Genomic DNA, 11,209 nt, shown 5'->3' on the forward strand with positions numbered 1-11,209 from the left:
CCGCCTGCCAGCGCGTCGCTCAGCCGCGGCGCGGGATGGCCCCCGTGCAGCGCCGCCAGCCGCTCGCCGAGGCCGGCGGCCAGCGCGGCCGCGCGCGGCGAGCGGATGTCGCGTTGGATGGCCGCCAGAGTCGCCGGCGTATGGCGCGGCGTGGCGGCGAGCAGATCCTGCAGCCGCAGCACGCGATCGTCGTCGGAGAAGAAGAAGCCGAGCGGCGGCGCGCCCGGCTGCTCCGCCCAGCGGGGCCGGTTGTTGGCGGAGGCAAGCGTTCCCGATGGCGGCTCGCTCTGGGCCGGCAGCAAAGAGGCATCGCGCAGCCGATCCCAGGGGCGGATCGCCGCCGGGTCGCGTGCGTCCAGCACGAAGTCGGTGGCAGGGAATCCGGCGCGGTCGGGCAGGGTGGCCGCGACGAACTGCCCGACGCGGCCCCGCCGGTCGGCCCAGAGCATGATCTGCGCGCTGACCCCGAAGCCGGCGAAGGCCGCTCGGAATGCCTCGCCGTCGGTCGCGCGCGCCGCGCGCAGCAGGGCCGTGATCTCGTCGGTGGGCGCGTGTCCCACCCAGCGCAGCGCGATCGGCGCACCCGAGCCTGGCAGCAGGGCCGCATCCGTCATGACCGGACCGAGCGGCGTGCTGCGGACCTGCCGCGTCGTCGGGAACCAGAAGCGCTGTCGGATCCGCGTCGTCTCGGTGCGGAACGCCTCGGGCGGCAGCGCGGAGACGTCGAACAGGTCGGAGGAGGCGGCACGCAGGTTGGTGCCGCCCCAGGCGACGTCCGGATTCCGCCCGACGCCGAGGATCGGCAGCCCCGGCACCATCAACCCGACCGCGTGGTAGGAGGGCGAGCGCATGCCCACCACCAGCCACAGGTTCGGCATGTTCAGCCCGAGATGCGGGTCTGAGGCGATCAGCGCGCCACCGGTCGCGCTGCGCGCGGCGCTGACCGCCACGGTGTTGCTGCCGGCGCGCGAGGTGCCGGCCAGGATCCGGTGCAGCAGGTCGGCCTGCTGCTGGCCCACGGGATTGCCGCCGGCCTCGCGCGTGCGGGCCCAGAGCTCGGGGAAGTCCGGGTTGCCGCGCTGCGGCAGCAGCGAGAGATAGGCCAGCCAGTTGATGTCGGTCCCTGCGAGCCGGCCGATGGCGAGCAGGTCGGCCTCCGTCACCGGCTCGCGCGACAGGCCGAGCAGCCCGGCCTCGGGCGGTCGCGGGCCGTTCAGCAACGCGTGGTTCAGGCCGCGCAGGAAGGCCTGCACGAAGGCGCGCGTCTCGGCCGGCCAGGCGGCGATCACCTCGGGCGCCGCGCGGCCGAAGCCGAGGATGCGCAGCGCATGGTCCACATCCGCCGCGAGCGGTCCCGCCACTTCCGACAGGCGGCCCTGCGCGACCAGGCGCATCAGCAGCACCTGAGCGCCGCGGAGATGGCCGTGCACCAGGCCCAGCGCGACGGCCAGGTCCTCGTCTGTCCCGGCGACGATCCAGGGCACCATGTGATCGTTCCAGCGGATCTCCACGGGTTGCGACACCGGCGCACCCGCCGCGGGCAGGGCGGCGAGGCGATGATCCACCGTGGTCGCGCGCGGGGAGAGCGCGGCGCAGCCGGGCAGCATCGCAACCAGCAGGAGCAGCGCGGCGGCGATGTGTCGCAGGTCCGTCATGGGCAGGTCCGTCGCAATCCCGCGAGAGATGGATCGCCGCCGCGCTGCGTCCAGCGCACGCCGTTGCCCAGGCCGCCGATGCGCGCCCCGATCAGTTCCGGCGCATCGCGCGCACCAGGGCGACCACCGGCAGCAGGCCGACCACGACGATCAGCAGCGCCGCCGTCGAGGCCTCCGCCAGCCGCTCGTCGGAGGCGAGGTTGTGGACCCGGACGGCGAGGGTGTCGAAATCGAAGGGCCGCACGATCAGCGTGGCGGGCAGTTCCTTCATCGTGTCCACGAAGACCAGCACGCCCGCGGTCAGCAGCGCGCCCTTTGCGAGCGGCAGCTCGACCTCCCGCACGGCCTGGCCAGGTGTGCGGCCGAGCACGCGGGCGGCGGCGAAGAGGCTCGGCTTCACGCGGGTGAGCCCGCTTTCGACGGCCGAGAGGGCGACGCCGAGGAAGCGCACCAGATAGGCGAAGACCAGCGCGGCGATGGTGCCCGACAGCAGCAGGCCGGTGGAAATGCCGAAGCGCGCCCGCATCCAGGCGTCAAGCGCGTTGTCGAACAGCGCGAACGGGACCAGGGCGCCGACCGCGATCACGGAGCCGGGGACAGCATAGCCGAGCGAGGCGATCCGGTTGCCGGCGGCGCGGACCGGTGAGGGATGCAGGCGCTGCGCCCAGGCCAGCATCGCGGCGAGCAGCACGGCAAGGCATGCGGTCAGCGCGGCCAGCACCAGGCTGTTCAGCGCATAGGGCAGGGTGCGTCGCGCCTCGAAGGGGTTGCCGGCCTGCAGCATCAGCGCCAGCAGCGTGCCGGCCGGCAGCACGAAGCCCAGCAGGATGGGCAGCGTGCAGGCCAGGATCGCCGCGGCTTCCTTCCAGCCATGCAGCACGACGGGCCGGAGCGGCGGGTGGCGCGTGGTGGTCGGATGGAACCGCCGGCCGCCCCGCGAGAACCGCTCGAGCAAGAGCAGCATGGCGACCAGACCCATCAGGCAGGCGGCGAGCTGCGCGGCAGCCGGCCGGTCGGCAAGGCCGAACCAGCTGTCGTAGATGCCGGTGGTGAAGGTGCGCACCGCGAAATGCTGCACCGTGCCGTAATCCGCCAGCGTCTCCATCAGCACCAGCGCGATGCCGCCGGCCAGCGCCGGGCGGGCCATCGGCAGCGCGACATGCAGGAAGGTGCGCGGCAGGCCATGTCCCAGCGTGCGGCTCGCTTCCAGCAGGCAGACGCTCTGCGTGAGGAAGGCGCCCCGGCACAGCAGGTAGACATAGGGATAGAGCACCGCCGCCAGCATCAGGGCGGCGCCCGGCAGGCTGCGGATCTCCGGGAACCAGTATTCGCCCCAACTCAGGCCCGTGCTGGCGCGCAGCGTTGACTGCACCGGGCCGGCGACGTCCAGCAGCCAGACATAGGCGTAGCCGCAGACATAGGCCGGCATGGCCAGTGGCAGCAGCAGCGCCACCTCCAGCAGGGCCCGACCACGAAAGGCGCAGGCGGCGACCAGCCAGGCGCTGACCGCGCCCATGACCGCCGCCATCAGCCCGACCAGCACGGCAAGCACGACCGAATTGACCAGCAGGTCGGGCAGGACCGTGCGCGTCAGGTGCAGCCAGGAATCGCCTCCTGGCGCCAAGGCCGTGAGCAGCACGGAGACGAGCGGCGCGGCGATGAGCGCGGCGGCGCCGACCGAAGCCCAGGCCCAGAGGGGCGTGCGGCGTCGGCGCGGCACGGCGATCGGCCGTTGCGCGGACGCCTCGGCCAGACCTGCCTCTGAGATGGACATGGCTTGGTCTACAACGCGGGCGGCGGGGCCGCCACCGGGTGCCGGCGCGCGGCTGCTTTGGCCCCCTCAGCTCCGCTGGTTCAGTCCCGGATGCGCTCGGGCGCCAATCCGGCGAGCTCGGCTTCCGCGACCATTTCCGCCGCGTCGGCGAGTGCCGCGGTCAGGGTCAGGCGGAGCGCGCGGGCCTCGCTCCCGAAGGCGGCGATCTGGGCGCGCAGGCGGTCGATGTCAGGGGCGGGGGGCAGCGCGGGACCGGCGATCGCCATGGCCGGGTCCGCCAGGTCGAACACCAGGGTCCGCGTGCCATCGGGGTTGCGGGTCACGAGAGGCACCTGACGCATCAGCGCGTGCAACACCTCGAGATCGGGGAACGTGTCGAGTTTCCCGTCCCGATCCTGCACGAACAACGTGATGCGTGCGGCGTGTCTCATCGACCGCGCGTCCTAATCCCCTCCGATACTCCCTAGCTGCGCCTTCCGGCTGCATCTTGCAACCCCGACGCAGCGGGAAGTTGTCCGTCCCGGAGTTTCCCAACGCAAGGTTGGGAGGCGTGGTCATGCTACGCGGTGCGGTGCCGGTCTGCCGTGCATCAGGACGGCATCGAGGTTCTCGAGCGCGCGGTGGCCCATGGCGTCGCGCGTCTCCTCCGTCGCACTGCCGAGGTGCGGGAGCAGTGCCACATTTTCGAGACCGAAGTAACCGTCGTGGATACGAGGCTCGCCGTCGTAGACGTCGAGGCCCGCCGCCCGGATGTGACCGGACCTGAGCGCTGACACCAGCGCCGCATCGTCCACCGAGCCTCCGCGCCCGGTGTTGATGACAATGGCCCCCTTCCGCATGCGCCCGAGCCGCTCCGCGTTCAGCCACTTCCGCGTTGCGTCGCCGCCCGGCATGTGCATGGACAGGATGTCGATGGCCGCGAGGAAGCTGTCGTCGTTGTCGTGGAAGGTGGCGCCCTGCTCCAGCTCCGGCGGGGCGCGGTGCAGGTCGCGATAGTGGATGTTCATGCGGAAGCCGCGTGCCATCGCGGCGAGTTCGCGCCCGATCCGCCCGAAGCCGGCAATGCCCAGCGCCTTGCCTTCCAGCGTCACGCCCATCAGCTGCGTCGGCGCCCAGCCCTCCCACTGGTGGGCGCGCACCATGCGCTCGCCCTCGCCGGCACGACGGGCGGCCATGAGCATCAGCGTGAAGGCGCATTCCGCGGTGGCGAAGGAGAGCACCTCGGGCGTGTTGGTCACCACGATGCCGCGCGCCTTCGCTGCTGCCAGGTCGATGTGGTCGAAGCCGACAGAAAAGGTGGCGATCGCCTTCACGGTGGCGGGCAGGGCGGTGATGGTGGCGGCGTTCATCGGGTCGCCGGCCGCGCACAGCACGCCAGCCGCGCCGGCGGCAGTGGCGCGCCGCGCGATCTCCGCGCCGTCGCGGTACCACGGCTCGTCGGCGGTGTTGAGCTTCGCGTCGTAATCGCGCGCGGCGCGTGCCTCGATCGCGGCGGGCAGCTTGCGGGTCAGCAGCAGGACGGGCCTGGCCATGCGGGGTTCCTCCCTGGTCGGCGCCACCGTTAGCAGAGCCCGCCCGCCTTGCCAGCCGGGGCGCGGGGCGGCAGGTTCGCGCTTCCGCCGGCCAAGGAGCGTTCGACGATGGATCTGGGTCTGAAGGGCAAGCGCGCGCTGGTCATGGGGGGCTCCAAGGGCCTCGGGCGCTCCATCGCCGATGCGCTGGCCGCGGAGGGCGCCGCGGTGGTGGTCAGCGGGCGCGACCAGGCGAGCCTGGACGCGGTGGCGGCAGCGCTCAAGGCGGCCGGCGCGCCGACGGCGCATGGTGTGGTGGCCGATGTCGCGCAGGGCGAGCAGATGGACCGCCTGGCCGACGAGGCCGTGCGCCTGCTCGGCGGCGTGGACATCCTGGTGCTGAACCATGGCGGCCCGCCGCCCTGCGTTGCGGCGGAGATCACCGACGCCGCGCTACGGACCTGGTTCGAGCATGTCGTCGCCTCGCCCATCCGCATCGCCAACCGGCTGGTGCCGGAGATGCGCAAGCGGGGCTGGGGGCGCGTGCTGGTGGTTGGCAGCTCCGGCATGCAGCACCCGATCCCGAACCTGGCGCTCTCCAACGTGCTGCGCTCGGCGATCTGGGGCTGGCTCAAGACCTATTCGGGCGAGGCGGCGAAGGACGGCGTGACGATGAACGTCATCGCGCCGGGCAGCATCATGACCGACCGCATCATGCAGAACGCCGCCTCCCGCGCGTCCAAGGCCGGCACCACGCCGGAGCAGGAGCTGGGCAAGATGGCCGCCGAGATCCCGGCCGGCCGCATCGGCACGCCCGCGGAGTTCGGCCCGACCGCCGCCTTCCTCGCCAGCGAGCAGGCCGGCTACATCACCGGCAGCATGATCCGCGTGGATGGCGGCCGCGTGCGCAGCATGCTGTGAGGGGAGCCACGCCGTGATCCCGAACCTGACGCCGGATATCGCGCTGGCGGAGCGCCTGTTCGAGGAGCTGCGCGCCGCCACGCATGACGGGGTCGGCATCACGCGCGAAGCCTATGGGCCGGGCGAGCGCAAGGCGCATGAGATCGTACGCGCGGCGGCCGATGCGCTGGGGCTGGAGAGCCGCCACGACCCGGTCGGCAACCTGCTGATGACGCTGCCGGGCAGCGACCGCGCGGCGAAGCGCATCGTGCTGGGCAGCCACCTGGACAGCGTCCGCTCCGGCGGCAACTACGATGGCGCGGCTGGGGTGCTGGCGGGCCTCGCGGCCGTGGCTGGGATGAAGCGCGCGGGCTTCGTGCCGGGCTGCGACGTGACCGTGGCAGCCTTGCGGGCCGAGGAAGCGGGCGCCTGGTTCCCGACCAGCTACCCCGGCAGCCGTGCCGCGCTTGGCCTGCTGAAGCCGGCGGAGCTGGCGACGAAGCGGATGGATTCCGGGCGCACCCTTGCCGAGCACATGCGCGAGGAAGGCTTCGATCCCGGCTTCGTGGAGCAGGGCGGCAGGACGTTCAGCGCGGTCGACACCGCGGCCTTCCTGGAGCTGCACATCGAGCAGGGGCCGGTGCTGGACGCGGAAGGCGTGCCTGTGGGCATCGTCACGGGGATCCCCGGCAGCCGTCGGCTGCGGGCGGCGCGGGTGCTGGGCGAGTACAACCATTCCGGCGCGACCCCGCGCAAGTATCGCCGCGACGCCGCCATCGCCCTGGCCGAGCTGGCGCATCGCGTGGATGAGCGCTGGGCGCTGCTGGAGGCCGAGGGCCACGCCCTGGTCTGCACCTTCTGCGTGCTGGCGACGACGGTGGAGGCCGGCTTCACCAAGATCGCCGGCGAGGCGGTGTTCCAGCTGGATGTACGCAGCGTGAACCCGCACAGCGTGGATGAGCTGATGGAGACGCTCTACGACGTGGTGCCCGAGATCGAGGCGCGCCGCGGCGTGCGCTTCGAACTCGGCGCCGAGACATCGAGCCGTGCGGCGCCGATGGATGCGGGCGTGCAGGCCGGGCTGAAGCGTGCGGCCATGGACCTCGGCGTGAAGCACCTGGCCATGGCCAGCGGCGGCGGCCACGACGCGGCGGCCTTCGTGCAGGCCGGCATCCCGGCGGGCATGATCTTCGTGCGCAACCAGAACGGCAGCCACAACCCGAACGAGGCGATGCGGATGGAGGACTTCGCGGCAGCTTGCGCCGTGGTGACGCGCTGGGCGGCGGAGACGGCGCAGTGAGCGCGCCTCTCGCCTCCGCACTGCAGGCGCGCCTCGCTGTCGATATCGGCGGCACCTTCACCGATCTCGCCATCGAGCGCGGCACGGGCGAGGCGACGCAGCGCTGGACCGCCAAGGTGCTCACCACGCCGCAGGCGCCGGAACTTGGCGTACTGGAGGGCGTGCGCGTGGTGCTCGGTCGTGCCGGGCTGAAGCCGGCCGACGTCGCGCTGGTGATCCACGGCACCACACTGGCCACCAACGCCATCATTGAGCGCAAGGGTGCACGCACAGCGCTGCTGACCACCGACGGCTTCCGTGACGTGCTCGCGCTGGGCAACGAGTCCCGCTACGACCAGTACGACCTGAACATCGACCTGCCGCAGCCGCTGGTGCCGCGGCGCTGGCGCGTCACGGTGCCGGAGCGGCTGGACAACGAGGGCCACGTGCTGCGCCCGCTTGACGAGGAGTCGGTGCGCCGCCAGCTCGCCTTCCTGAGGGAGGAGGGCATCGAGAGCCTGGCGATCGGATTCCTGCACAGCTTCGTCAATCCCGCGCATGAGAAGCGAGCCGCCGCCATCGTGCGCCAGATCTGGCCGGACCTTCCGGTCTCCCTCTCCTCCGAGGTGTCGCCGGAGATGCGGGAGTGGGAGCGCTTCTCCACCACCGTCGCCAATGCCTATGTCCAGCCGAGGATGGCCAGCTACCTGCACCGGCTGGAGGACGGGCTGCGCGAAGCGGGGCTGGCCTGCCCCCTGTTCCTGATGCTCTCGGGCGGCGGCCTGACCACGCTGGAGACGGCGGCGCGCTTCCCGATCCGGCTGGTGGAATCCGGGCCCGCGGGCGGCGCGATCTTCGCCGCGCATGTCGCGCGCCAGAAGGGCTGGGCCAAGGTGCTGTCCTTCGACATGGGCGGCACAACCGCGAAGGTCTGCCTGGTGGACGACTTCGCCCCGCAGGCCGCGCGCACCTTCGAAGTGGCGCGCGTCGGCCGCTTCAAGAAGGGCTCCGGCCTGCCGCTGCGAATCCCCGTCATCGAGATGGTGGAGATCGGCGCCGGCGGCGGCTCCATCGCGCATCTCGACAGCATGGGGCGCATCCAGGTGGGGCCGGAGAGTGCGGGCGCCGATCCGGGTCCGGCCTGCTACGGCCGCGGCGGCACGCTGCCCGCGGTGACGGACGCCAACCTCCTGCTCGGCCGCTACGAACCGGACCTCTTCGCCGGCGGTGCACTCAAGCTGCATCCCGGCGCCGCCAAGGACGCGATGGCGGCCGCGGTCGGCGAGCGCCTCGACCTCTCGCCCGAGATGGCGGCGCTCGGCGTGGTGGAGATGGTGGACGAGAACATGGCGAACGCCGCGCGCGTGCACGCCATCGAATCCGGCAAGGGCTACGAAGGCCGGTCGATCATCGCCTTCGGCGGCGGCGGGCCGGTGCATGGCTACCGCGTGGCGGAGAAGATCGGCGTGACGCGGCTGCTGGTGCCGTCCGGTGCCGGCGTCGGCTCCGCCATCGGCTTCCTCCGCGCGCCGGTCGCCTATGAGGTGGTGAAGTCGCTCTACCAGCGCTTCGCGACCTTCGACCTGGAGGCGGTGAACGCGCTGCTCGCCGGCATGTCGGCCGAGGCATCGGAGGTCGTCGCCCACGGGTCCTTCGGCGCGCCGAGCGCCGAGCATCGCCTGGCCTTCATGCGCTATGTCGGCCAGGGCCACGAGATCGCGGTGACGCTACCGGCGCGCGAGCTGACGGCTGCGGACGTCGCGGCGATCCGCGCGGCCTACGACGCCGAGTACACCCGCTTCTACGACCGTCCGGTGCCCGGGAGCGACGTGGAGATCCTCTCCTTCGCCGTCACCGTGGCGACGGTGGTGGAGGAGGTGGATCCGATCGCGCCGGTTGCCGATGCACCGGCCCCGCAGCGCATCCGCACCCAGGCAGTCCGCGACACGGCGACAGGCGGGGTCGCGGACTGGGCGGTGTACGACCGCGACGCGATGCCCGCGGGTTCGCGCGTCGCAGGTCCCTGCATCGTGGCCGAGGCGGAGACCTCCACGCTTGTCGGCCCGGGGTGGTCCTGCCGGATGGATGGGCTCGGGTATCTGGAGCTGACGCGGGAGAGCGCCCGATGAGCAACGCAGCCCTCGCCACCATCCAGCGCCAGATCCAGTGGAACCGCCTGATCGCGGTGGTCGAGGAGCAGGCGCAGACCATGATCCGCACGGCCTTCAGCACCACGGTGCGCGAGGCCGGCGACCTCTCCGCGGGCATCTTCGACCTCAAGGGCCGCATGCTCGCGCAGGCCGTTACGGGCACGCCGGGGCACGTCAACTCCATGATGGAGTCCGTCGGCCACTTCCTGGCCAAGTTCCCGGCGGAGACGATGCAGCCGGGCGACCATTACATCACCAACGACCCCTGGCTCGGCACCGGCCACCTGCACGACCTGACAGTCGTGACTCCCGCCTTCCGCCAAGGCCGGATCGTCGGCCTCTTCGCCAACACGGCGCATGTCATCGATGTCGGTGGGCTCGGCATGGGGCCTGAAGGGCGGAGCGTCTTCGAGGAAGGGCTCTACATCCCGATCGTGAAGTGCTTCGACCGCGGTCGGCCGAACGAGACCTTCTTCGATTTCCTCCGCGCCGGCAGCCGCACGCCGGTGGAGCTGGAAGGCGACGTCTATTCCCTCTGCGCCTGCAATGACGCCGGCGCCAGGCGCCTGGTTGAGATGATGGACGAGTTCGCGATGGACAGCATCGACGACCTCGCGGAGTACATCTTCGACAGCTCGCTGCAGGCCACGCTGGCGGAGATCGCGAAGCTGCCGCGCGGCACCTACCGCGCGCAGATCACGTCGGACGGCTACGAGGCGCCGGTCACGCTGAAGGCGGCGATGACGGTGCAAGCCGACTCCATCGTCGTGGACTTCGCCGGCACCTCCGGCCTGTCGAACCGCGGCATCAACGTGCCGGCCGCCTATTGCCGCGCCTATTCCTGCTTCGGCATCAAGTGTGTCGTCGCGCCGGAGATCCCGAACAACTGGGCCTCGCTGGCGCCCTTCCGGATGGAGATTCCGGAAGGCTGCATCCTGAACGCGCCGCGGCCCTATCCCGTCAGCGTCCGCCACGTGGTGGGCCAGCTGCTGCCCGACCTGATGATGGGCTGCCTGCACCAGGCGGTGCCGGACCGGGTGAATGCGGAAGGCTCCTCTGCGCTGTGGAACCCGCCCTTGCGCGGCGGCGCGCAGGTCAGCGGCGCGCAGGCCGAGTTGCCGGATTTCGAGATCATCACCTTCAATTCCGGCGGCACGGGCGCGCGGCCGACGAAGGACGGGCTGGACGGCACCGCCTTCCCGTCCGGCGTGCGGACCATGCCGGTGGAGGCGACCGAGAACGTCGCGCCGGTGATCTTCTGGCAGAACCAGATCCGGCCGGATTCCGCCGGCGCCGGCCGCACGCGCGGCGGCTTCGGCAAGATCATGGAGATCGGCGCCAAGGGCGATGCCGAATTCGCGGTGAACGCCATCTTCGACCGTGTCGCCAACGCGCCCAAGGGGCGCGACGGTGGCGGCGACGGTGCGACGGGCTGGGTCGGGCTGGATGACGGCACGGTGCTGCGCACCAAGGGCTTCCAGATCGTCCCGAAGGGCCGGCATCTGCTGCTGAAGCTGCCGGGCGGCGGCGGCATGGGCGACCCCAGGCAGCGCGACCGCGCGAAGGTGGCGCGCGACGTGGCCGATGGGCTGGTCGGCGCAGCGGAAGCCAAGGCGACCTACGGCGAGTGAACGGCGCGCCGGCGGCGGCGCGCTACTCGCAGCGCATCGCCATGCGCTGCGGATCCCCGGTCTGGGTGCAGCGCCGAACCGAGGACGGAAGGACGGCCCGCAGCCAGACGCCACCGCCATAGATGCAGACCAACAATCGGCTCTCGCCCGGTGCGACGATCCAGGTATTGACGAAGCGCGGCGGGCGGCCGCGGGTCTCGTCGGGCGCGAGCAGCGCGGGCGCGCCGGCGGCCTCGTCGCCGGGCACGCCGTCGATCAGCCAGACCTCGCGCAGCGGTGTCCCCGCGCCACGCCCGGCGCCGAGCCACT

General features: G+C 71.9%; 9 protein-coding genes. 4 read left to right on the forward strand and 5 right to left on the reverse strand.

The window, feature by feature from the left end:
* The 4 genes from OZN99_RS16515 to OZN99_RS16530 all read right to left on the reverse strand — a co-directional run.
* Positions 1 to 1,655: penicillin acylase family protein (locus OZN99_RS16515; protein WP_270936358.1), on the reverse strand; the 1,655-nt coding region annotated here is incomplete at its 3' end.
* A gap of 91 nt (positions 1,656 to 1,746) precedes the next feature.
* Positions 1,747 to 3,429, reverse strand: a complete 1,683-nt coding sequence (locus OZN99_RS16520; protein ID WP_270936359.1) for an ABC transporter permease — start codon at positions 3,427 to 3,429, stop codon at positions 1,747 to 1,749.
* A gap of 80 nt (positions 3,430 to 3,509) precedes the next feature.
* Complete coding sequence (locus OZN99_RS16525; RefSeq protein ID WP_270936360.1) at positions 3,510 to 3,860, reverse strand: hypothetical protein; 351 nt, start codon at positions 3,858 to 3,860, stop codon at positions 3,510 to 3,512.
* 123 nt (positions 3,861 to 3,983) lie between these two features.
* The gene (locus OZN99_RS16530) at positions 3,984 to 4,961 is read right to left on the reverse strand and encodes a 2-hydroxyacid dehydrogenase (RefSeq protein WP_270936361.1); all 978 of its coding nucleotides are present in this window, start codon (positions 4,959 to 4,961) and stop codon (positions 3,984 to 3,986) included.
* A 108-nt stretch (positions 4,962 to 5,069) separates the two neighbouring features.
* Between OZN99_RS16530 and OZN99_RS16535 the strand changes: the two genes are divergently transcribed.
* Genes OZN99_RS16535 through OZN99_RS16550 form a run of 4 tightly spaced genes read left to right on the forward strand, consistent with a single transcriptional unit; the run spans position 5,070 to position 10,900 of the window.
* The gene (locus OZN99_RS16535) at positions 5,070 to 5,861 is read left to right on the forward strand and encodes an SDR family oxidoreductase (RefSeq protein WP_270936362.1); all 792 of its coding nucleotides are present in this window, start codon (positions 5,070 to 5,072) and stop codon (positions 5,859 to 5,861) included.
* 13 nt (positions 5,862 to 5,874) lie between these two features.
* Entirely contained in the window at positions 5,875 to 7,140 is a 1,266-nt protein-coding gene (locus OZN99_RS16540; RefSeq protein WP_270936363.1) for a Zn-dependent hydrolase, read from the forward strand.
* A complete protein-coding gene (locus tag OZN99_RS16545; protein ID WP_270936364.1) occupies positions 7,137 to 9,248 on the forward strand; it encodes a hydantoinase/oxoprolinase family protein in 2,112 nt (703 codons plus the stop codon). The genes OZN99_RS16540 and OZN99_RS16545 overlap by 4 nt, the downstream gene beginning before the upstream one ends.
* On the forward strand, positions 9,245 to 10,900 hold the full coding sequence (locus tag OZN99_RS16550; RefSeq protein WP_270936365.1) for a hydantoinase B/oxoprolinase family protein: 1,656 nt from the start codon (positions 9,245 to 9,247) through the stop codon (positions 10,898 to 10,900). The genes OZN99_RS16545 and OZN99_RS16550 overlap by 4 nt, the downstream gene beginning before the upstream one ends.
* Before the next feature lie 22 nt (positions 10,901 to 10,922).
* Here the strand turns inward: OZN99_RS16550 and OZN99_RS16555 are convergent.
* On the reverse strand, positions 10,923 to 11,209 hold a 287-nt coding region (locus tag OZN99_RS16555), incomplete at its 5' end, for an STY0301 family protein (RefSeq protein WP_270936366.1).

This window comes from Falsiroseomonas oryzae, assembly GCF_027856955.1.
GTDB lineage: Bacteria > Pseudomonadota > Alphaproteobacteria > Acetobacterales > Acetobacteraceae > Falsiroseomonas > Falsiroseomonas oryzae.